This is a genomic window from Brachybacterium sp. p3-SID957 (assembly GCF_025144775.1).
GTDB lineage: Bacteria > Actinomycetota > Actinomycetes > Actinomycetales > Dermabacteraceae > Brachybacterium > Brachybacterium epidermidis.
Map to the genome: position 1 here is coordinate 24,163 of NZ_JALXKT010000003.1, position 20,760 is coordinate 44,922.

The window sequence follows — 20,760 nt, forward strand, 5'->3', positions numbered from 1 at the left end:
GCTCGGGCGGGCGCCCGCGGTGGCGCGCCGGGGCGACGCAGTGATGCTCAGCGCGCGGTGGGGTACATCCGCGCGCGCTGCGAGCTGGAGTCGACGACCTCCTTGCCGAAGGGGAAGCAGGTCACGGGGATCAGCTTGATGTTCGCCCACGCCAGGGGGATGCCGATGATGGTCACGGCCTGCGCCACCGCGGTGAGCACGTGCCCGATGGCCAGCCAGAGCCCGGCCACCAGGAACCACACCACGTTGCCGACGCCGCTGAGCGCATTGCCGCGGCCGGTGACCACGACCTCGCGACCGAACGGCCACAGCACGAAACCGGCGATCCTGAACGAGGCCACCCCGAAGGGGATGGTGACGATGAAGATGCAGGCGATCACGCCGGCCAGCAGATAGCCGAGGAACAGGGGGATCCCCGCGGTGAACAGCCAGATGAGATTGAGGACCAGGGTGATGAAGAAGCGCATGCCTCCACACTAGGCAAAGGTCCCCGCGCGGCGACAGGAGGAAAGCCCCCGTTCCCGGGCGGGGACGGGCCTGCCCTCCCATGCGCGGGCTCTGCTTCCATGCTTCCATGCGGGCTCACGGGTCCGGGTCTCTGCGGCCGCACCGGCCCTCCGACGGATCTCACGTGCGCGGGCGCGACCCGCCTGCCTGCCCACGACTACCCTGAGTCCATGCCTGCTCCCGAGATCGTGCTGACCGAGCGCTTCCAGTCCGCCTTCGCCTCCGCCTTCGGGCCCGAGTACGCCGAGGCCGACCCGCTGATCCGCCCCTCCCAGTTCGCCGACTTCCAGTGCAATGCGGCGATGGGACTGGCCAAGCGCCTGGGGAAGAAGCCCCGCGACATCGCCGCGGAGATCCTGGAGGCCGTGCAGCTCGAGGACGTGGCCGAGCCCCTCGAGGTGGCCGGGCCCGGGTTCCTGAACATCCGGCTGCGCACCGAGTGGATCGCCTCGCAGGTCGCGCAGCTGGCCGACGACTCCCGCCTGGGCATCCCCGCCGGGCAGCCCCGCACTGTGGTGCTGGACTACTCCGCGCCCAACGTGGCCAAGGAGATGCACGTGGGGCACTTGCGCACCACCGTGGTGGGTGACGCTCTGGCGCGCACGCTGGAGAAGCTGGGCCACACGGTGATCCGCCAGAACCACATCGGTGACTGGGGCACCCCCTTCGGGATGCTGATCGAGCACCTGCTGGAGGTGGGCGAGGACTCGCCGGAGGCTGCCCTGCTGCTGACCGACCCCAATGCGTTCTACCAGGCTGCACGGCAGAAGTTCGATGCGACCGACGGCAAGGCCGCCAGCGACGCCGACGCGGCCGGCACCCCCGGGGCAACCGTGGCCGAGGGGACCGAGGCGCCCGCCGTCGCTGCTGATTTCGCGGCCCGGGCCCGTCGCCGGGTGGCCACCCTGCAGTCCGGGGATGCCCGCTCCCTGGAGATCTGGCAGCGCCTGGTGGAGATGTCCAAGCAGTACTTCCACCGCATCTACGACATGCTGGACGTGACCCTCACCGATGCGGACCTGGCCGGGGAGTCCACCTACAACGATCAGCTGGAGGCGGTGTGCCGCGATCTGGAGGAGGCAGGCATCGCCCGCATCTCCGACGGTGCGCTGTGCGTGTTCCCCGAAGGGTTCACCGGCCGTGACGACCAGCCGCTGCCGCTGATCATCCGCAAGTCCGACGGCGGCTACGGCTACGCCACCACCGACCTTGCGGCGATCCGCCACCGGGTGCGCACCCTGGGAGCGGACCGCATCGGCTACGTGGTGGGCACCGCTCAGGAGCTCCACTTCCAGATGATCTTCACGACCGCGCGGGAGGCCGGCTGGCTGCCCGAGGGCGTGAAGGCCACCCACGTCAAGATCGGCTCGGTGCTCGGTGAGGACGGGAAGATCCTGCGCACCCGCTCCGGTTCCTCCCTGCGACTGATGGCGCTGCTGGAGGAGGCCGTCGCCAAGGCCCAGGGCGTGATCGACGAGCTGAGGCCGGATCTGTCCCAGCAGGAGCGCGCCTCCATCGCCCATGACATCGGCATCGGCGGCGTGAAGTACGCGGACCTGTCCACCGCGCACGACTCCGACTACGTGTTCGACCTGGACCGGATGCTGGCACTGACCGGCAACACGGCCCCGTACCTGCAGTACGCGGTGGCGCGTATCCGCTCGATCGGCCGCCGGGCCGCGGAGCAGGGGGTGGACGCCGCCGGGGCCGCGCCTCGGGTCGACAACGACGCCGAGCGCGCCCTGGCCCTGCAGCTGCTGGAGTTCGGTCCCACGCTGGCCCAGGTGGGCGCTGCCTATGAGCCGCACCGCCTGTGCTCCTACCTGTTCGCGACCGCCCAGGCGTTCACCGCGTTCTACGAGGCCTCCCCGATCCTCAAGGAGGCCGATGCGCAGGTGCGTGCCGGTCGTCTGGCCCTGGCGCAGCTCACCGAGCAGGTGCTGGTCGAGGGTCTCGCGGCCCTCGGCGTGAACGCCCCGCAGCAGATGTGAGCGGGCGTGACCGGATCGTGTCCGGTTGTTATCCAAACGTGCCCAGGTGAGTCCCGGAACGGCCTTACCTTGAACACCCTCGTTCCATAATCTTGCAGGGTGCCATCGCTTCGCCTCGCCCAGCTCACCCTGTGGGCTGTCTATGCCCTGGTGGTGGCGGTGCACCTGGGGGCGCTGCTGACCGAGTCCAGCCTGACCCAGCGGGTCACGCAGCCATTGTTCGCTCCGCTGCTGATAGCGATCCTTCTGGTGAGCGCGCCCTCGCGCCACCGCACCACGGTGCTGCTCACGGCGGGACTGTTCTTCGCCTGGCTCGGTGACACCATGCCGCCGTTCCTGCCGCAGATGCTGCGACCGGCCGCCGTCGTGCTGTTCCTGGTGGCACTGATCCTGTACTGCCTCGCGCTGCTGCCGCTGTGGGCCCGCAACCGCGAGCCGCTGCGCCTGGCCCTGGCGATCCCCTACGCCGGTGTGGTGATCGGGCTGTTCGTGGCCTGCGCGGACGGCGCCGGCGAGATGACGCCGCTGGTGGCCGCCTACGCGACCGTGCTGGCCACAATGGCGTTCCTGTCCTCCGGCGGCAACGGGATGACCTGGATGGGCGGCACCCTGTTCCTGCTGTCCAGCTCACTGCTGGCGATGGACTGGTTCCTGCCGGGCGCCGCGATCATGTACAGCACCGTGTGGGTGATGCTCACCTACGCCCTGGGGCAGGCGCTGCTGGTGGCAGGGATGCTGCGCATCATCCCCTCGCGCGAGCACACGATGCAGCCCGTCGGGGCTGAGCTGGTCATCGTCGAGGGGTGACCCCCAGGACGCGGGCGATCAGTTCGCCCTGCTCCCGGTGCAGGCGCTCGAGGTCCTCACCGCGCCGCTGCATCAGCTGCAGGCCCAGGCGGCCGTTGATCTCCCGGTAGGCCACCTCCAGCCCGTTCTCCTCCAGCTGCAGCCGGGCCACCCGGACATCGGAGAGGAACAGGTCGCGCGTTCCCACGCTGAGGTGCACCGGCGGCAGGCCCTCCAGACTCGCGTTGATCGGGGAGAGGTCCGGATCGTCCAGCGGCGCACGCCCGGCGTAGGCGCGGGCGGCCTCGCGCAGCATCCGGCGCTCGTGCACGGGATCCACCTGGTCCGTCTCAGTGATGCCGGCGTTGGCCAGTTCGAGGTCCAGCCAGGGCGACATGGTCACCAGCGCGGCCGGCGCCGGGATCTGCGGATGCTCCCGGAGCCTGCGGGCGATCGCGAAGGCAAGTCCACCGCCGGCGTGCTGACCGCTGAGCACCCACGGGCCGGCGCCGAGCCGACCGTCGGCCGCCAGCGCCTGCAGCACGCTCTCGGCGTCGTCCCGCGCCACGGGGTGAGTGTGGTCCGGAGCGGTGCGGTAGTCGACCATCAACCCGGCGCAGTCGCGGGCATCGGCCTGCTTCGACAGCCACGTCCAGTCCCCGGTGAACGGCCCGGAGACGTAGGCGCCGCCGTGCAGGTGGATGATCAGCCCCTGGTCGCGGCGATGGCCGTCCAGCCACACGCAGCGGGTGCGGCCGATCATCTCCACGTCCACCGCGTGGCGCTTCTGCACCGAGCTCGGGGGCAGTGCCCGCCGGGCCTCTCGCAGCGCATGGTTGGTGACCGCTGAGGGGATCGGCACCCGGCGCACGGTGCGGGCGCCCACCACCACGGCGTCTCGGATGCGTCCCATTGCTGACTCCTAGCCGCGACCCTCTGGTCGCATCGATGCGGGGTGCCTTGCGCGGCCAGCCTAGCGAACCCCGCTCCTGCCCTCCTGGGCACGACGACGATCACCCAGGGCACGCGCCTTCGCGGCCGTGTGAGCGCAGGTAGCCTGCCTTCATGACGACGCCCTCCCCCGCCCCTGTCCTGGTGATGGTCGCGATGCCGGAGGAGGCAGCGCCGCTGGAATCCCGGCTGGACGGCGCGAGGGCGCTGCCGACCCCGTTCGTCGACGACGCGGCGATGCGCCCGGTGCGAGCGGTGGCCGGCCTCCTTGCGGGCACGCCCACGGTGGTGGTCACCACCGGCATCGGCATCGCCGCAGCGAGCGCCGCCGCCACCTGGGCGATCCTCGAGCATCGGCCCACCTGCGTGGTCGCGGCTGGTTCCTGCGGGGGCCTGGCGGCCGACGTCGAGGTGGGCACGGTGATCGTGGGCGATGCCTTCACCTGGTCGCTGGCGGACGCCACCGCCTTCGGCTACGAGCCCGGGCAGGTGCCCGGCTCGCCAGCACGCCTCGAGGCCGATGACGACTGGGCCGACGTCGCGGCGCGCGCTGCCGGTGCTGCCGGCACCGCGGTGCGCCGGGGGCTCATGCTCTCCGGTGACGCCTTCGTCACCGCTCCCCTGGCCGATCCCATGCGGGAGCGGTTCCCCGGTGCCCTCAGCGCGGACATGGAGACCACTGCCACCGCCCGCACCGCCGCCGCGCTCGGGGTGCCGTTCGTGACACTGCGCGCTGTCTCGGATCTCTGCGGCCCCGCTGCGGGCCAGCAGTTCCACATGGAGCTGGACCTGGTCGCGGAGATCTCGGCTAGAGCGGTGGAACAGCTGGTGCGGGAGCTGCCCGCATGAGCCACCCCGCATCGTTCATGTGAATCAGACAACCCCGCGGACGAACGGTCCCATGCCCCACGCGAACACCCCGTTCCCCTTCTGACCTGGCCTTTTGGTCAGGACTGGCGGTGTGCGGCACCGTTCCGGATCGCGCCACCCCCTGGCCTCGCCCGGGGTGCGACCCGTATGGTGCAGGCGAGCCTCGTGACCCGCAGATGCGCTTCGGCCTGCAACCACGGGGCTTTCCCCTGCCCCTCCACCGGAACGAGTGATCGTGTCGGCTTCGACTGCTGCCTCCCCGCCCCCCGCCCCGCCCCATGACCCTGTGGACGGGTCCGAGAACCGCAAACCCCGCCCGTACTCCCTGGCCAAGGGAGTGTTCGGGGTGACCGCCGGCGTGGTGGCCATCGCGGTCGCCTTCGCGCTGTTCCTGCCCACGGTGTTCGCCGAGGTCATCTCGACCCTGAACTCCACGGTGGTGAACTCCATCGGCTGGTACTACGTGCTGCTGGTGACCGGCTTCGTGGGCTTCGCGATCGTGGTCGCACTGAGCCGTCTGGGCACGATCAAGCTGGGCCGGGACGACGATGAGCCCGAGTACGGCCTGCTGTCCTGGTTCGCGATGCTTTTCGCCGCGGGCATGGGCATCGGCCTGGTGTTCTGGGGGGCAGCGGAGCCGCTGACCTTCTTCGCCTCCGACGGCGGGATCCCGCCGAACGCCGTTCATCTGGACGATCCGGCCCGGGCGCAGCGCGCCCTGGGGCAGACCTTCCTGCACTGGGGGCTGCACGCCTGGGCGATCTACGTGGTCGTGGGCCTGGCGATCGCCTACTCTGTGCACCGCCGTCGCCGTCCCGTGTCGATCCGTTGGGCACTCGAGCCGATCCTCGGCAAGCGCACCGACACCTGGATCGGTGACTTGATCGACATCATCGCCCTGGTGGGCACCCTGTTCGGCATCGCCACCTCCCTGGGCTTCGGCGTCAACCAGATCGCCGCCGGCCTGGACCACCTGGGCCTGCTGCCGAACTCCACCACCGTTCAGGTGATCATCGTGCTGTCGGTGACCGCGCTGGCCACCATCTCCGCCGCTTCCGGGGTGGACAAGGGCATCAAGTTCCTCTCCAACCTCAACCTGGGACTGGCGGCGCTGCTGCTGGTCGCCGTGCTGATCCTGGGCCCCACCCTGTTCCTGCTCCGCGACGTGGTGCAGAACATCGGCTACTACCTGCAGCACTTCCTCGAGCTCTCCTTCCAGACCCTGCCGTTCATGGGCGATGAGGGGGCCAGCTGGATCTCCGGCTGGACCACCTACTACTGGGGCTGGTGGATGTCCTGGTCGCCGTTCGTGGGCGTGTTCATCGCCCGCATCTCCCGCGGCCGCACCGTGCGCGAGTTCATCACCGGTGTGCTGCTGGTCCCCACCCTGGTGACTATGGTCTGGTTCACCGTGATGGGTGGCACCGCCCTGTACAAGAGCCTGTTCGAGAACATCGACTTCACCGGCGAGGACGGCACCATCGATGCCAACACCGCCCTGTTCGACACCCTCTCGACGCTCCCGCTGGGCATGCTGCTGTCCGGAATCGCCGTTGTGCTGGTGACCATCTTCTTCATCACCAGTGCGGACTCCGGCGCCTTCGTGATGGACATGATCGCCCACCGCGGCGACCCGAACCCGCCGCGCCTGACCCGCATCTTCTGGGCCTCGGCCTCCGGCATCATCGCCGCCGCGCTGATCTGGGCCGGCTCGGTCTCCGGTGCGGAGGGCGCAGGCATGACGGGCCTGCAGGCGATGGCTCTGCTGAGCGCCCTGCCGTTCTCCATTGTGATGATCGGCATGTGCGTCTCCACCTGGGTCGCCCTGTCGCGCGAGGTGAAGATCATCCAGCGCCTGGAGCTGCGGATCCGTCAGCGGGAGTTCGTGGAGCGCTACTCCGACCAGCTCACCGGCACGGTCAGCGACCGCGTGAGCGCGCAGATCGCCGAGCAGGTCACTGCTCAGGTCGACGGGCGGGTGGCCGAGCAGGTGGAGCAGCAGGTCGCCACCCAGATCGATGCCCGCGTGGACGAGCAGGTCAGCGCGCGCCTGGACGAGCACGCGGCGGATCAGGCTGCGCAGCCCGGGCAGCAGGACGGGCACCGTCGCGGCCGGAACCCCTTCCGCCGCTGATCACCCGCGCTCGGCCAGTTGGGTGATCTCCCCGTCGCCGTCGAGTGCGAGCAGGTTCTCGCGGATCCGCTCATCGGCACCGACGGGCCTGCCGCCGGCGGCGTGCGGGGTGATCAGCAGGCGGGGCGCGTCCCACAGGGGGTCCTCGGCCGGCAGGGGCTCGGGGTCGGTGACGTCCAGCGCGGCCGCCCCGAGGGTTCCCGCCTCGAGGGCCTCGGCAAGCGCCCCCTGGTCCACGGTGGTGCCGCGGCCCACGTTGATCAGCACGGCGTGGTCGGGCAGCGCGTCCAGCACCTCCCGGCCCACCAGTCCGCGGGTGGCCTCCCCGCCGGGCAGGATGTTGATCAGCACGTCCACCTCGGGCAGGGCCGCGAGCACGTCGTCGTCGGCGAGCACCTCGAAGCCGGCACGCTCGCCGGCGCTGCGGGCCGCACCGCGCACGGTGGCCCCCAGGGCGCTGAGAACGGGGGCGAGGGTCTGGCCGATCTGCCCGAAGCCCCAGATCAGCACCCGAGCGCCGACCAGGCTGGTCATCCGGCCCTCGGGGTTCAGCGGCTGCATTCCCCCGAGCTCCTGGGACCATTCGTGGCGCTCCTGGGCCTGCTTCGACTCGGGCAGGCGCCTCAGGATCGACAGCAGCAGGCCCAGTGTGTGCTCGGAGACCGTCAGGGAGTGCAGGCCGGCGCCGGTGGCGATCTGCACGTCCTCGCCGAAGCCGGCCTCGAGGATGCCGTCCACCCCGGCGGCGAGGGACTGCACCAGGCGCAGGTCGTGGAGGTTCTCCGCTGCTGAGGCGAGGTGGCGGCGGGAGGCGCCCCAGACCACGAGCACCTGGGCATCGTGGTGCTCGGCGGGGATCTCGGCGCGGGCGTCGATCGTGACGGCCTCCCAGCCCTCGGGCAGGTCGGGGTCGAGCTCGGTGGTGTCGGGCAGCAGGATCTTCATGGATCCAGGCTACGGGGCAGCGCTGCAGGACGTCCTGCCGGTCGCGTTCCGATAGCCTGCCGCCATGGTTCTCGGCCTCGGTTCAGCCGCCACAGGGATCGACCGCGCCGGCAGGGGGATCGGGCATGCCGCCCGGGGGATCGCCTCCGCGCTGCGCGGGGCGACACGCGCCACCGGTCAGCAGGTGTGGCGCACCGCCGTGCGCGCACCCCTGGACACCGGCGGCTTCCTGGGCGCCTCCGCCGCTGCCTGGATCGCCACCTCCCCCAGTCTGCTGCCGCGCACCTGGTGGATGTGGACGGCCAACATCGGGCTCTCGCAGATCTACGGGTACACCACCGGCGCTCTCACCCAGCGACTGCTGGGGCGCGCCGGCCGGGCGGTGGGCCTGCAGGTGAGCATCTCCCCGGAGGGTCGGCATCGGGCGCGCCTGCTGGGCGGGGCGGCGCTGACCGGCATCACCACCTACTCGTGGGTGCGTGGCGTGCTGCGGCAGCGGGAGATCAGCCACCTGGTGCAGCAGGAGCCCAAGAACCTCGCCACCCACCTGGTGGGCGCCGCCGGCGGGGTGGTCGCGTCGGCCGGGGCCCTGCTGGCGGCCCGCGCCGTGATCGCCACCGCGCGCGTGTACCGCGCGGTGCTGCGCCCCTACCTGCCGCCGCGGGTGCTGGAGGCGACGTCCCTGCTGCTGACCCTGGCCACCGTCGGTGTGCTGGCAGAGCGGTTCGTGCGGGGGCGGCTGCTGGAGCAGGCCATCGAGCGCGCCGAAGCCGCCAACCTTCTGATCTCCCCCGAGCTCACACCGCCTGCCTCACCGCTGCGCTCGGGCAGTGCCGCCTCGGGCGAGGACTGGACGGCCCTGGGTGCGCAGGGCCGCCGGATCGTGTCCTTCGGGGCCGACGCCCGCTTGATCTCCGCAACCACGGGCGAGCCGGCGGTGGAGCCGATCCGGGTGTACGCCGGCAAGTCCACCACCCGCACCATCGAGGAAGCGGTGGACGCGGTGCTGGCGGAGCTGGACCGCACCGGCGCCTGGGAACGGGAGGTGCTGGTGCTGTTCACCGGGACGGGCACCGGCTGGCTGCAGGAGTGGTCGCTCTCGGCGATCGAGTTCCTCACCGGTGGCAACTGCGCCACCGCGTCCCTGCAGTACTCGGTGTACACCAGCGCGCTCAGCTACATCCTGGACCGCCGCTCCCCGCAGCGGGCCGGGCACCTGCTGTTCGACGCGGTGCGCAGGCGGCTGGACCGGATGCCGGCGGCGGACAGGCCGCGACTGTTCGTGGCCGGGGAGTCACTGGGATCATTCGGCGGCCATGCCGCCTTCCGCGATCTGCCGGACATGCTGGACAGGGTGGACGGAGCGGTGTGGACCGGCACGCCCGGCTTCACCCCGATCTGGCGCCAGCTGGTGGCCCGCAGCCGACCGGGCGCCCCCGCGATCGCCCCGATCCTGGACAACGGCCGTCACGTGCGGGTGGTGACCCGGCCGCGTGACCTGTACCAGGACTACTGGGGCGGGCTCTACGAGCCGTGGCAGAGCCCGCGCGTGGTGTACGCCCAGCATCCCTCCGACCCGGTGGCGTGGTGGGAGCCCTCGCTGCTGTGGGCGGAGCCCGCGTGGCTGCGGGAGAGGGTGGGGCACGACGTCACCGACGCCATGCGCTGGTTCCCCTGGATCACGTTCTGGCAGATCGCGGCCGACATGCCCCTGTCGATCAAGGTCACCGGCGGGCACGGACACGCCTACCACGAGGAGCTCGTGCCGATCTGGGCCGCCGTGCTGGGCAGGGACGGCACCGACGATGACGAGCACGAGCTGCATCGCCGGCACCGCCGCATCGTCGATGCGATCCGCGAGCTGGGCCCGCCGGACTGACCTCAGGGGTTGGGGCCGGTGGCGACCTCGCGGGTGTCGTCAGCGCTCCACTGCGACCACGAGCCGGGGAACAGCCGCGCGCCCTCGTAGCCGGCGCGCTCCAGGGCCAGGATGTCGTGGGTGGCGGTCACCCCGGAGCCGCAGTACACGATGACCTCGCCGCCGGGCTCGACACCGGCGGCGGCGAAGCGCTCACGCAGCTGCTGCGGCGGCAGGAAGCGGCCGTGCTCGTCGGTGTTCTGGGAGAACGGCAGATTGATGGCCCCGGGCACGTGGCCGGCGCGGGGGTCCATCGGCTCCACCTCGCCTCGGTAGCGCTCTGGTGCGCGGGCGTCGATCACCAGGGCGCTCCCGGAGGCCACCTCGTCGATGGTGGCGATCGCCGTCTCCGGCCAGGGCCTGGCCGGGACGCTGCCGGGCTCGGGTCGCACGTCATCGGTGGCGAGCTCCCCGTCCCATGCGTCGAGACCGCCGTCCAGCAGGGCGGCGGGCTGGTCCAGGGAACGCAGCATCCACACCAGGCGGGAGGCCTGGGAGCCGTCGGCATCGTCGTAGGCCACCACGATCGTGGACTCGTCGACGCCGGCTGAGCGCAGGGCGCCGGCGAAGTCCTCCGGATCGGGCAGCGGGTGGCGGCCCCGCCCCACCTGGGCAGGTGCGGCCAGGGCGGTGGGCAGGTCGATGTAGACCGCTTCGGGAAGGTGCCCGGTGAGGTAGGTGTGGTGCCCCTTGGAGCCGTCCAGCGCCCAGCGCACGTCCAGCAGCCGTACCGTGGATTCCTTGCCGGTCTGGGCGGTGCCACCCTGCAGGTCCCGCAGTTCGGCCACGTCGATCACCGGGGGCAGGCCCGCGGTGCGTGCGGGCTCAGGGGCGTCGGGCGATGTGTGCGCGCTCATGGGAGCAGACTACGTCGGCCGATGGCGGCTGGCCCGGTGCGGTTCGTGGGGCCAGCAGACGTTCACGGCCCCCAGTGGTCGCAGATCTCGCTGCCGATCAGAGCCCGCGGCACTGGATGTCCACCCGGACCAGGCGGTGGTCCGAGGTGGGGAAGGGGTACTCGCCGGTGAGCTCGCTGCCGGGCTGTCCCGGGGCCGGCCAGTACACGGCCGAGCTCACCACCTGGAGGTCCTTGGAGGGCAGCACGTAGTCCACGCGGAGGTTGCCCGGACTGGGCACGTCGGAGAAGTCCGCCGTGTCGTAGCGGGGATCGCCCTGATGGTCCTCGTTGCTGCCGCTCTGCTTCTGGGCGGCGTCGACGGCGCCCTGGCTGGCGGGCTTCGTGTCGCGAACCCGGGGGTGGTTGAGCAGCTGGTCGATGGCGCCGGGCCAGGAGTCGCCGTCCTTCGGATCGGAGTTGTAGTCACCGGCGATCACGAAGGACTCGCTGGGGTGCAGCCCGCCCCGGGTGCCGGCGTCGTCCACGATCCAGCGGGAGGCCTTCCCGGGGCTGAGGTAATCCGCCCACAGGCGGATCTCGTCATGGTTGCGGCGGCCGTTGCGATCCTCGGGACCGTCGAAGCTGGGCGGGGTGGGGTGGGCGGCCAGCAGGTGGATGGTGGTGGAGCCCACCTGGACCGGCACATCCCAGTGGGACTTGGAGCTCAGGCGCAGCTGCGGGGCGATCTCGCTGCCGTAGAAGCTCTCCGGGATCAGGTTGCCGGGCATCGAGGCCCAGCGCAGATCCCGGAAGGTGCGCACCTGGTGCGTGAGGATCGGGTACCGGGAGAGCACCACCATGCCGTACTGGCCGGGGAACTCGCCGAAGCCCCAGGCGTCGTCCGGGCCGCCCACGGTGCCGTCACGGTTCAGGTCCAGCCCGCTGGGCACGCCGGTGTTCACCGGTGCGGTGTACGCGTACGGGTAGTGCACGGGGCTGCGGCCGTTCTGCCCCACTTCGAGGTAGTTGCGGCGGAACAGGTCGATCCCGCGGTGGCCAGCGTCGTGGTCGAACTCGTTGATCAGCAGGACGTCGGGGTTGTTGATCTGGATGACCTGGGCGACCGCCTTGATCTGCACGTCCTCCCCCGTGGCGAGGTCCTCCAGCAGCTCGCCCTCGGCGGCCCGGTTGAGGGAGGCGTTGTAGGTGGCGAAGCGGACGTTCATCGACCGGCCCCCGCCCCCACGAGCAGGGGCGGGCTGCGCGGCACGCTCCGAAGCTGCGGGCTGGGCCTGGGCGGCAGCGGTGGGGATTGCGAGGCCGGCAGCAGCGGCGGCGGTGAGGGCACGACGACGGCTGATCCTGGGCGACATGGCCTCCATTGTGCACGGTGGGCCCCGACACCGATAGGGCGGCCCACAATGCACAGGTCACGGCATGTTCCGGTGGCGAGGCATCTGTGCTGGTGAGAGACTCGCCCCATGAGGATCACGTTTCTGGGAACCGGACGCATGGGCACCGAGCTCGCCCTCCATCTGCTCGCTGAGCACGAGCTGAGGGTGTGGAACCGCACCGAGCGTCGCACGCAGCGCCTGGCTGAGGCCGGGGCACGTGTGGCCTCCTCCCCTGCCGAGGCCGTCCAGGGCGCGGAGGTGGTGGTCACCTCGCTGTTCGGCCCGGACGCGGTGCGCGAGACCGTCATCGGCCCCGGTCTGATCCCCGCGGGTGTCCCGTGGGTGGACACCACCACCGTCTCCCCCGCCGACGCCGAGGAGTTCGGCGCGGCCGTCCCCACCTATGTGGGCGTGCCCGTGATCGGCACCCTGGGCCCGGCCCGGGCCGGGAAGCTCGGTGTGTACGTCGGCACCCCGGACGATGCTCTGCGGGAGAAGGTGCTGGCGCTGGTCGCACCGTGGGCTGACCCGGAGCGTCTGCGCGGCGTGGACACTGCCGCGAAGGCCGCCACCGGGAAGCTGCTGGCGAACCTGGCGCTCGCGGTGAGCGCGCAGGGCCTGCGGGAGGCGCTCGCGCTCGGCGCGGCCACGGGGACGCCGGCCGAGGACGTGCTGGACATGCTGGCCTCGACGGGCCTGGCGTTCATCGCGGGGATGAAGGGCCCGTTCGTGCGCGGTGAGCGCACCACCGAGGGCGGTGACTTCACGGCCGATGCGATCGCCAAGGATGCCCGGCTGATGATCGACACCGTCGCTGCCGCTGCAGCGGAGCAGGGCGGCACGGCCGATGTCCCCGCGGGCACCGCGATCCCGGCCTCCCCTCGGCCCGGTTCGGACCTGCCCGCGGTCAGGGCCGCTCTCGCCTCCTTGGATGCGGAGATCGACGCCGGTCACGGTGACCGCGACTTCTCCACCATGCTGCTGCCCGAGGCGCGGCCGACGGGCGACTGACCACGCGGACCCGGACTCCGAGACCCGCTGCACGGCTCAAGCGGCTGCCGGGAGCAGGCCGTCGCGTCCTGTGTTCAGGAGGTCGGGTATCTCGCAGGCGGCGACCAGTCCTGCCAGTCCAGCGCCGACGACGATCGCGTCGAACTCGCGGCTGCCCGTCTCGCCCCCGGTGCCGGCGCCCATGGTCCTCGCTGTGTCATCGCACCGCGATGCGGCGCACTCGCTCCAGGTGGTTGTCCTGGTTGGCTCCACTCATGGTGCGGCTGCTCTGGCGGTTGTTGCTTCCGCGCCTGCGGTCTCCGGTGCGCAGGTTCCCCACCGCCACCTCGGTCTCCTTCTCGAAGTGGTGGCGCTTGTCGGTGTTGCGGTAGTAGCGGTAGATCCCCCCGTACACGGCGGCGAACACGGCCGGTCCCGCGATGAAGGGGAACATCAGCCCCACCACCCCGCTGTCCCCGGAGTCGGCGAGGATCATCACGGCAGTGGGGTCCACGGCGGTGGCGGCGTCGGCGAGCAGCGGCAGCATCGCGATGTCCTTCCCTGATAGGTGGGGTGGGCGGGTGGAGCAGAACCTGGCGGGCGGGTGGAGCAGAACCTGGCGGGCGGGTGGAGCGTGGGACGGGCGGGGTTCAGCCGAGGAAGAACCATCCCCAGCCGATGGCGGCAGCGATGGCCGTGGCCATGCTGCCGAGCGCGCAGGACAGCGCGAAGATCTTCGGGTGGGACACGGGCACCGAGCCCATGGTGTTGCCGTTGCGGCCGTTGACGGCGATGTAGTGCACCAGCGAGCCCTCGCCCTTGGCGGAGTCCGCGTAGCTGTACAGCCACACCGGCACGTACACGGCCACCCAGCGGGTGCCGTGCACGGCCACGCCCTCGTGCTCCCATCGCACGCCACGGTCGTACCGGGAGATGGTGGGGCGGGCCTTGGCGCGGGCGATGGACAGGAACTTCTCCTCGACGCTGTCGTCGACGTCGCGGATGTTCAGGTCGCGCCGCTCCGAGGTGAAGCCCCGCAGGTAGTTGGAGTTGTAGGCGACGGCGGCGGCGGTGTCGTACGGCTGGACGGCGTTGAGGATGTTGTTGGTGGAGCGGGTGTTGTCCCGCGCGTCGTACCGGCGGGAGGATTCCACGGTGAGGTCGTCCACCAGCAGGTCGAAGGCGCGGCGCACGTCGTACACGTCGGCGTCGTAGTAGGTCTCCGAGACGTAGTTGTCCCCCACCTTGCGGCGCACGGTGTACTGGCGGGTGGTCACCTCGCCCGTTCCCTGCATCACGGCGTGCAAGTTACCGTCGACCACCATGTACGGGATGTACACGCCCATCACGTTGTCGGGCACGAACTCGCTCTTGAAGCGGGCGTGGGCGAAGGCGCGGCGGGACCCGACGAACTCGTTGATCCGGTCGATGGCCTGCTCTCGGGTGAGCTGGAAGGGCAGGACCGCGTCGGGCACGGCACCGTTGGGGATCTGCGTGTTGATGGAGAGGGTCTGGCGGCACCAGTGGCAGCGCTTCTGCAGCTGCTCGTCGACCCTGATGACGACCTCGGCACCGCAGCCCTGGCACTTCAGGGTGACGGTGGTGAGGTCCTCGCGGATGTCGCCGGTGCCGGAGGCCATGGTGTGGCCGCGCAGCTCCTCGATGGCGCTGTCCAGGCCGAAGGCCTGCTCGGCCACGTTTTCGTTCCACTGGTTGCGGCAGTACCCACACACCAGGGCCTTCGCGGTGATCGAGTAGTGGATGTCGGTGCTGCCACAGCGGGGGCACTTGTCCAGGCCGTCGGTCTTGCCGGAGCTGGTGTCGACGATGCGGTTGCCGGCGTTCCTCAGTGCCTTCTGCGCTGCCTCGCCGAGGGACTGCTCGGGCAGCATGGTCGCTGCCCGGCCCTCGGGAGCGCCGCCCTGGCCCGGGGCCCCGTGCGGGGCGCCTCCGGCCTGGGGGCCCACGGGACGCTGCTGGCCGTGCGCCGGACCGGCCGGGCGCTGCTGACCGTGCGGGGTCCCGCTGCGCTCGGCGTGGGCGCTGCCGCTGCGGTACTGGTCACCGGCCCATTGGGGCACCTCCCGCTGGCCCGTGCTCTGGGTGCCCGAGGGGATCGGATCCCCCCGACGGGCCTCCTGGGATCCCGGTGCCGCCTGGGGTCGACGGCCGGGCGGGGGCGGCAGCATCCCGCCGCCGGGCGCGGCTGGATAGCTGGGCTGTCCGAAGACGTTCGGCTGCCCGGGCGCACCGGCCTGCGAGGGCGGCCCGGCAGGGGCACCGCTCCCGTCGTGCCCCCCGGGAGCAGGGTTCTGCTGGGTCCCCGGCTGGGCGGGCCACTGGGGGCTCGCCCAGCCCGGTTGCTGGGGAGGGACCGACATGTCAGAGCCCGAGGGCGTTCTTCTTCGCCGCCTCGTAGTCCTCCTCGGTGATCAGGCCCTCCTCCAGCATCTTCTTGTACTGGGCGAGCTTGGCCACCGGGTCGTCCTGCTGGGGCGCCTGCTGGCCGCCCTGCTGGGGCTGGCCCTGCTGGGGCTGCTGACCGGGCTGGTTCTGCCACGGCTGGACCGGCTGCACCAGACCACCGGCTGCACCGGCACCTGCCCCGAACATCGCCAGGCCCGCACCGCCGCCGGTCTCCCCGGCGGACTGCACACCGCGTGCCACGGCCTGGTGGATGAAGGACTGCGAGCGGTTGCCGGAGAGGGCATCGGCCTTCTGGACGTCCGCCAGCAGCTCACGGGTGCGCTGGTCGTACTCGATCGAGGCGATCGCGACCTTGACGATGGTGAGGCCGCGGTCGGTGGACCAGCGGTACCCCTCCTCCACCGCGGCGGCCAGGGACTGGGCGAAGCCCACCGAGTCGCCCTGGATGCGGGTGATGCGGTTGCCCTTGTCCGGGTCGTTGGTGTAGCGGGAGAATGCGGCCGCGAGCGAGCCGACCACCTCCTGGAACAGCTGGTTGCCGGCGGAGTTGTCCGGGTCGGAGAAGTCGAACACCGGTGCACCCTCGGAGATGAAGGTGGCGGGCACGAAGTTGTGCACGAACAGCAGCGGGTCGATGATCCGCAGCGTGTAGGAGCCGCGTGCCACGGCCCCCACCTGGGTGTTGAGGTAGGCGTCGTCCCAGTAGATCTCCGACTGGGTGCCGAAGCGGTTGTCCGGGATCTCCTTGAGGTTCACGAAGAACGCGAGCTGCTGCGAGGTGGGGCGGCCGCCGAACTTGAAGCGCTCCCAGGACATGCCCACGGTGGAGGCCAGCGGGTCGTCACCCGCGAACACGGAGCGGGAATCGGGCGAGTCGCTGTTGAACTCGTAGCCGCCGGCCTCGGTGATCAGGCCGGTGGCGCGACCGTCCAGCACGGTGATCAGGCCGTACCCCTGGGGCACCAGGATCCGTGAGCCGTTGGAGATGACGTTCTGCGAGCCGCGGGTGTTGGAGCCGCGACCGGCGTTGGTGCCGCGCGGCACCGCCGGGAACAGCGCTGCCGTCTGCGGCAGGCCCTCCGGGATGGTGAGGAAGTCCTTCCACTGATCGGCGAACATGCCACCGATGGCGCCCTTGAATGCCTGGATGAATCCCATGTGAGCTCCTTCGTCGCCCCCGAGTATCTGTGACGTGAGCCATCGTAGCCCCCGGCCCTGACACCGTCGCGTGGATCACTGCGGATGCTCGCGCCTTCGACAATCGGTTCCCAGGGCGCCGTTCCGACGCTCACCTCCGCGCCGCCGAGACCAGGCAGGCTGATGCCGAGAAGGCGAGGCGGTCACCGCAGGCGTCGTGGCTCCAACTCCGGTGCGCCTGCTGCTCGATATATCGACGGGCCGCGGGCGTTCGCGCACGATAGATCCGACCTGGGCCGAGTGCAGGCTCTATGCGCACCTCAGGCGGTGCACCGCGGTTCTGGAGCAACCAGGATGTCGTCAGCTGACCTTGCGGAGGCTCAGGTGGGGGGCGGTAGCGTCCACCTTGGTAGATCAGAGCCGATCTACTTCACTCAAGGGGGAAGGTGTTTGCTCATGTCAAAGACGACCGCACATCTCAGACGCGCACTGGTGACGGCGTTCGCAGCAGGGTGATTGCCACGGGAGCAGGCGCAGCCCAGGCGTATGCACAGAATTATGATGGAGGTGGTTCTGTCATGAACGTCAACAGCGCCAGAACCACTGTTTCCGTTCGCGACGGAAAGGCGGACGGGGTCCGTGCCTACGGGAACTATTGGCGAAACAACTCCTCCTCCCGGTACCAGCTGATCACCAGGGCCCACGGTGAGACTGCGAGCGCTACCCTCAGCGGCAGCACGAGGGTCTCCTCGTTCCAGACCTGTGTTGATCGCCCGGTCAGGCCCGATGGCTGCGGCACCCGCCAGTACATCTGATAATTCCTCGCCGCTCACCAGCGGCACCGGTCACGCCCGGTGATCGGCGCCGCTGGTTGCTGAATGCATGACCACCCTGCTCGAGAGGCCACTGATGTGATGCACTGCAGCGATGTTGCAATCCGTCATGGACGGCGCACTGTCGTCTCCGGAATCGACCTGAGCCTCGAGGACGGCATGTCCGCTGCGATCACCGGCAGGTCGGGATCGGGGAAGTCCTCACTCCTCAGCGCGATCCTGGGCATGGTCCCGATCGCATCAGGGACCATCGAGGTCGATGGGAAAGGCGTCCACTCCCTGCGCGGCGCTCATCGGCGTGAGTACCTCCGTCACACCGTGTCGGTCGTATTCCAGCACGGGGAACTGCTCGAGGAGCTTGAGCCCGTTGAGAACGTGGCCATCGCCGCGATCTTGGCGGGCTCACCTCGGCGAGCGGCGTTCCAGGAAGCGGAGGAACTCCTGGAGGACTTGGGGGTACCAGCCCGGGGGGTGAGCACGCAGGTGCTCTCCGGTGGGGAGCACCAGCGAGTGGCGGTAGCCCGAGCACTGATCACGCGCCCTTCCCTCGTCCTCGCCGACGAGCCCACAGGGTCACTCGATGCCGAGTTCCGCGAGATGGTCGGAGATCTCGTGCTGTCCATTCCCAAGCGATGGGGCAGCAGCGTCCTGATCGTGACTCACGACGATGCGCTGGCACGACGGGCGGACGCCGCCTTCTCCCTCGTCCCCGACCACAACGGGGTGGCCCACCTCGAACCTGCGCCGTGACGCGCCAAGCGGGTTCGGCGCGCTACTCGTGGGTCCGTCTCGGGAAGGACGTGGATCGCGGCACTCCGGAACGACGCACGGGAACCCTTGTGATCACAGTCGCCACAGCGCTTCTGACATTGGCCATCGCCGCGATGGGCATCCTGATCGGAAGCTACCAGGAGCGTTTGGAACGGGATTACGCGCGGGTTCCCACTGCCTACACCGGGGTCGGCGGGATGACCGTCGAGGGGCCGAGGTGGCGCATCATTGCCGATACGGCAGACGGTCGCTGGGTGCATGCCTTCGTTGTCGTCCCGGAAGCCGACACTCCTCTCCCCCCTGGTTTGGAGGCCTGGCCTGACCCCGGGCAGGTCGTCCTCGCGCCCGCTCTCCGTGGGACCCAGGCGGGACGGGAGGTCCTCGAGCGCTACGGCACGGAAAGCAGGCAGACGATCCAGTTGGAGGGCCTCGTCTCTCCACAGGAACGGATCGCCTATGTCCGTCCGGCCGATGACATCCTCGACCGGGTCGAAGGCATTCCCTTGACCGGCTACGGCGTCCCTTATCCGGCCCGCGCGAACCAAGAAGGGTTCTTCGGTGGTGCCGCATACCAGAGAAGCCTTGCCCAGGCGCTGTCAGGAGCAGGCATCGCCGCCGTCCTCCCAGCGATGACACTCATGCTGGTCGCTTCCCGCACCGGGTCCGCACGCCGCGATCGCCGGCTTCAGGTTCTCCGTGCCCAGGGCGCCGGTCCCCGTGAGCATCTAGCGTTCCTCTGGGGCGCCACGGGCCACGGTCTCGTCATCGGTGGACTCGGTGCGCTGGCGATCCTTGCCCTGATGATGCTGATCGACGTGCCCGTGCCCGCGTCCGAAGCAGTCATCCTGGCCCGCGACCTTCGGGCCCAGGCACCTCTGGCTCTCGGTGCCGCTGGGGCAGGGTGGCTCATCGCGGTGTGCCTCCTTATCGTGATGAACCGTCCCCGGCGCCTACGAGGGACCAGACCGCTTCCAGGGCGGGTCCGAGAACGCTGGTGGAGTCTTGCTCCTCTCCCCTTGGCCTGCCTCACGATGACGCAGGCACTCATCGCCACGCTCAGCTGGGAGGACTCAACTCCGAGACTGCTGATCGGCTATGCCGGCCTGGGCCTGGTCGCACTCACTCTTCCCTCGTTCATCGGCAGCGCCACCGCTCTTGCCGCCCGTGCTCTGACGCGGCTCGGGCGGGGTGCCGGCAGCCCCGCGATGATCGTCGCCGGCCGCCAATTGCTCAACGACCCGCGGTCCGTTCGCCGTCTCGGTGCCGGAATGGCCATCATGGTCGTCCTCATCGCCCACGCCATGGTCCTGTCCACTCTGACGAACTCCTTCACTCGCAATGCCCAAGCCACCCAGGCTGCCTTCGGTTCGTCCCTCCTCGAGGTGACCGGGCGAGTCGACACCCCCGACCAACGCGAACTGCTCGCCGAAACCCTCGGGGAGCGCGCGGGAGTGGTTGCCGTGTCGATGCCCGGGGACGTCCACGACCCCACCTCCACCACCGCCATCACCGGTTCGTGCGCAACCCTGACCTCACTTCGACTGCCTTGCACCAACGGCAGCCTGTCTCGCACGGAGATCGACCCAGATCCGCGTTTGGACTACCTGGCACCCGCGGCCTGGTCAACCACCATCACGGTGACGGTCGCCGATCCCCTGGTTGTCCCGCCGAGCGCTGAGTCCGTCTCCACCAGCATCATCAGCTACGACGGGGGTGATCTGCCCATCGAAGCTCTACGGTCAGACCTTGCTCACGCCATGCTTCCCCCACCTGCAATCTTCCCCGTCGGCGACTCGTGGATCACCGGCCTTCAGGAGAACCGGGACCAGGCCAGATGGAATGCTGCCGGTGCCGGCGTATTGACCGTGCTCTTCGGCCTCGCCATCACCGCGGCGGTTCAGGGAGACGTCACCACCCATGCCCGCCGGACGGGAGTCATGTCGATGTGGGGAGCTGGCCGTCAGTTCGTCCTGGGGGTTTCGATCATCCGCGTGTTCGTTCCCCTCCTCGTCGCCGTTGCTGCGGGAGGGGCTGTCGCGTACGTGACGACCTTCCCGTATCTCCTTCCACCCCTTGACGGCCAATTGCCCCGCAACTACGCCCTCACCACGACTGTCCTACCCCTGGTTGCAGCCGCCATGATCACGGCCATCAGCGCGCTCATTCAGGGTTCTTCCCTTCGCCGCTGGCGACCCGGACAGTCATAGCATCGATACCGTGCCTTCAGTGGTAATCGGCACTGGATCCCTGGCTTCGGCGTCAGATCGA

General features: G+C 70.1%; 17 protein-coding genes. 8 read left to right on the top strand and 9 right to left on the bottom strand.

The window, feature by feature from the left end:
• Positions 1 to 47 precede the first annotated feature (47 nt).
• Complete coding sequence (locus M3B01_RS00930; protein ID WP_259788964.1) at positions 48 to 467, bottom strand: YccF domain-containing protein; 420 nt, start codon at positions 465 to 467, stop codon at positions 48 to 50.
• A 210-nt stretch (positions 468 to 677) separates the two neighbouring features.
• Here M3B01_RS00930 and argS point away from each other — a divergent pair, with 210 nt between their 5' ends.
• Positions 678 to 2,498 carry an arginine--tRNA ligase gene (gene argS, locus M3B01_RS00935; protein WP_259788965.1) on the top strand — a complete coding sequence of 607 codons (1,821 nt, stop codon included), beginning with the start codon at positions 678 to 680 and terminating at the stop codon, positions 2,496 to 2,498.
• 99 nt (positions 2,499 to 2,597) lie between these two features.
• Positions 2,598 to 3,305, top strand: coding sequence for a lysoplasmalogenase (locus M3B01_RS00940; protein WP_259788966.1), 708 nt, complete (start codon positions 2,598 to 2,600; stop codon positions 3,303 to 3,305).
• Here the strand turns inward: M3B01_RS00940 and M3B01_RS00945 are convergent.
• A complete protein-coding gene (locus M3B01_RS00945; RefSeq protein ID WP_259788967.1) occupies positions 3,289 to 4,197 on the bottom strand; it encodes an alpha/beta hydrolase in 909 nt (302 codons plus the stop codon). The genes M3B01_RS00940 and M3B01_RS00945 overlap by 17 nt on opposite strands.
• A 152-nt stretch (positions 4,198 to 4,349) precedes the next feature.
• Here M3B01_RS00945 and mtnN point away from each other — a divergent pair, with 152 nt between their 5' ends.
• Together mtnN and M3B01_RS00955 are read left to right on the top strand one after the other, a co-directional pair.
• Positions 4,350 to 5,084 carry a 5'-methylthioadenosine/S-adenosylhomocysteine nucleosidase gene (gene mtnN, locus M3B01_RS00950; RefSeq protein ID WP_259788968.1) on the top strand — a complete coding sequence of 245 codons (735 nt, stop codon included), beginning with the start codon at positions 4,350 to 4,352 and terminating at the stop codon, positions 5,082 to 5,084.
• A 307-nt stretch (positions 5,085 to 5,391) separates the two neighbouring features.
• Complete coding sequence (locus tag M3B01_RS00955; protein WP_259788969.1) at positions 5,392 to 7,239, top strand: BCCT family transporter; 1,848 nt, start codon at positions 5,392 to 5,394, stop codon at positions 7,237 to 7,239.
• Here the strand turns inward: M3B01_RS00955 and M3B01_RS00960 are convergent, their stop codons facing one another.
• Positions 7,240 to 8,184, bottom strand: a complete 945-nt coding sequence (locus M3B01_RS00960) for an NAD(P)-dependent oxidoreductase (RefSeq protein WP_259788970.1) — start codon at positions 8,182 to 8,184, stop codon at positions 7,240 to 7,242. It abuts the gene before it with no gap.
• Positions 8,185 to 8,248: 64 nt separating this feature from the next.
• Here M3B01_RS00960 and M3B01_RS00965 point away from each other — a divergent pair, with 64 nt between their 5' ends.
• The gene (locus tag M3B01_RS00965) at positions 8,249 to 10,063 is read left to right on the top strand and encodes an alpha/beta-hydrolase family protein (RefSeq protein WP_259788971.1); all 1,815 of its coding nucleotides are present in this window, start codon (positions 8,249 to 8,251) and stop codon (positions 10,061 to 10,063) included.
• 2 nt (positions 10,064 to 10,065) lie between these two features.
• Here M3B01_RS00965 and M3B01_RS00970 read toward each other — a convergent pair whose 3' ends face one another.
• Together M3B01_RS00970 and M3B01_RS00975 are read right to left on the bottom strand one after the other, a co-directional pair.
• The gene (locus tag M3B01_RS00970; RefSeq protein WP_259788972.1) at positions 10,066 to 10,959 is read right to left on the bottom strand and encodes a sulfurtransferase; all 894 of its coding nucleotides are present in this window, start codon (positions 10,957 to 10,959) and stop codon (positions 10,066 to 10,068) included.
• A gap of 97 nt (positions 10,960 to 11,056) precedes the next feature.
• The gene (locus M3B01_RS00975) at positions 11,057 to 12,313 is read right to left on the bottom strand and encodes an endonuclease/exonuclease/phosphatase family protein (protein ID WP_259788973.1); all 1,257 of its coding nucleotides are present in this window, start codon (positions 12,311 to 12,313) and stop codon (positions 11,057 to 11,059) included.
• Between the two features lie 108 nt (positions 12,314 to 12,421).
• Here M3B01_RS00975 and M3B01_RS00980 point away from each other — a divergent pair, with 108 nt between their 5' ends.
• Entirely contained in the window at positions 12,422 to 13,345 is a 924-nt protein-coding gene (locus M3B01_RS00980) for an NAD(P)-dependent oxidoreductase (RefSeq protein WP_259788974.1), read from the top strand.
• Between the two features lie 36 nt (positions 13,346 to 13,381).
• Here M3B01_RS00980 and M3B01_RS00985 read toward each other — a convergent pair whose 3' ends face one another.
• From M3B01_RS00985 to M3B01_RS01000, 4 genes are all read right to left on the bottom strand, one after another.
• Positions 13,382 to 13,528, bottom strand: a complete 147-nt coding sequence (locus M3B01_RS00985; RefSeq protein ID WP_259788976.1) for a hypothetical protein — start codon at positions 13,526 to 13,528, stop codon at positions 13,382 to 13,384.
• 13 nt (positions 13,529 to 13,541) lie between these two features.
• Complete coding sequence (locus M3B01_RS00990) at positions 13,542 to 13,871, bottom strand: hypothetical protein (protein ID WP_259788977.1); 330 nt, start codon at positions 13,869 to 13,871, stop codon at positions 13,542 to 13,544.
• Between the two features lie 103 nt (positions 13,872 to 13,974).
• On the bottom strand, positions 13,975 to 15,705 hold the full coding sequence (locus M3B01_RS00995) for a TFIIB-type zinc ribbon-containing protein (protein WP_259788978.1): 1,731 nt from the start codon (positions 15,703 to 15,705) through the stop codon (positions 13,975 to 13,977).
• A gap of 1 nt (position 15,706) precedes the next feature.
• Positions 15,707 to 16,909: an SPFH domain-containing protein gene (locus M3B01_RS01000; RefSeq protein ID WP_259788979.1), complete on the bottom strand. Its 1,203-nt coding sequence runs from the start codon at positions 16,907 to 16,909 to the stop codon at positions 15,707 to 15,709.
• An 893-nt stretch (positions 16,910 to 17,802) separates the two neighbouring features.
• Here M3B01_RS01000 and M3B01_RS01005 point away from each other — a divergent pair.
• Entirely contained in the window at positions 17,803 to 18,471 is a 669-nt protein-coding gene (locus M3B01_RS01005; RefSeq protein ID WP_193866593.1) for an ATP-binding cassette domain-containing protein, read from the top strand.
• Positions 18,472 to 18,560: 89 nt separating this feature from the next.
• Positions 18,561 to 20,699: a hypothetical protein gene (locus tag M3B01_RS01010; RefSeq protein ID WP_259788980.1), complete on the top strand. Its 2,139-nt coding sequence runs from the start codon at positions 18,561 to 18,563 to the stop codon at positions 20,697 to 20,699.
• The last annotated feature ends 61 nt before the right edge of the window (positions 20,700 to 20,760 follow it).

Bases quoted from the DNA above. Each gene is read 5' to 3' on its own strand.
- M3B01_RS00945 (WP_259788967.1), bottom strand. From the start codon at position 4,197: ATGGGACGCATCCGAGACGCCGTGGTGGTGGGCGCCCGCACCGTGCGC.
- M3B01_RS00970 (WP_259788972.1), bottom strand. From the start codon at position 10,959: ATGAGCGCGCACACATCGCCCGACGCCCCTGAGCCCGCACGCACCGCG.
- M3B01_RS01000 (WP_259788979.1), bottom strand. From the start codon at position 16,909: ATGGGATTCATCCAGGCATTCAAGGGCGCCATCGGTGGCATGTTCGCC.
- mtnN (WP_259788968.1), top strand. From the start codon at position 4,350: ATGACGACGCCCTCCCCCGCCCCTGTCCTGGTGATGGTCGCGATGCCG.
- M3B01_RS00995 (WP_259788978.1), bottom strand. From the start codon at position 15,705: ATGTCGGTCCCTCCCCAGCAACCGGGCTGGGCGAGCCCCCAGTGGCCC.
- argS (WP_259788965.1), top strand. From the start codon at position 678: ATGCCTGCTCCCGAGATCGTGCTGACCGAGCGCTTCCAGTCCGCCTTC.
- M3B01_RS00965 (WP_259788971.1), top strand. From the start codon at position 8,249: ATGGTTCTCGGCCTCGGTTCAGCCGCCACAGGGATCGACCGCGCCGGC.
- M3B01_RS00960 (WP_259788970.1), bottom strand. From the start codon at position 8,184: ATGAAGATCCTGCTGCCCGACACCACCGAGCTCGACCCCGACCTGCCC.
- M3B01_RS00980 (WP_259788974.1), top strand. From the start codon at position 12,422: ATGAGGATCACGTTTCTGGGAACCGGACGCATGGGCACCGAGCTCGCC.
- M3B01_RS00990 (WP_259788977.1), bottom strand. From the start codon at position 13,871: ATGCTGCCGCTGCTCGCCGACGCCGCCACCGCCGTGGACCCCACTGCC.
- M3B01_RS01005 (WP_193866593.1), top strand. From the start codon at position 17,803: ATGCACTGCAGCGATGTTGCAATCCGTCATGGACGGCGCACTGTCGTC.
- M3B01_RS00975 (WP_259788973.1), bottom strand. From the start codon at position 12,313: ATGTCGCCCAGGATCAGCCGTCGTCGTGCCCTCACCGCCGCCGCTGCT.
- M3B01_RS00985 (WP_259788976.1), bottom strand. From the start codon at position 13,528: ATGGGCGCCGGCACCGGGGGCGAGACGGGCAGCCGCGAGTTCGACGCG.
- M3B01_RS00930 (WP_259788964.1), bottom strand. From the start codon at position 467: ATGCGCTTCTTCATCACCCTGGTCCTCAATCTCATCTGGCTGTTCACC.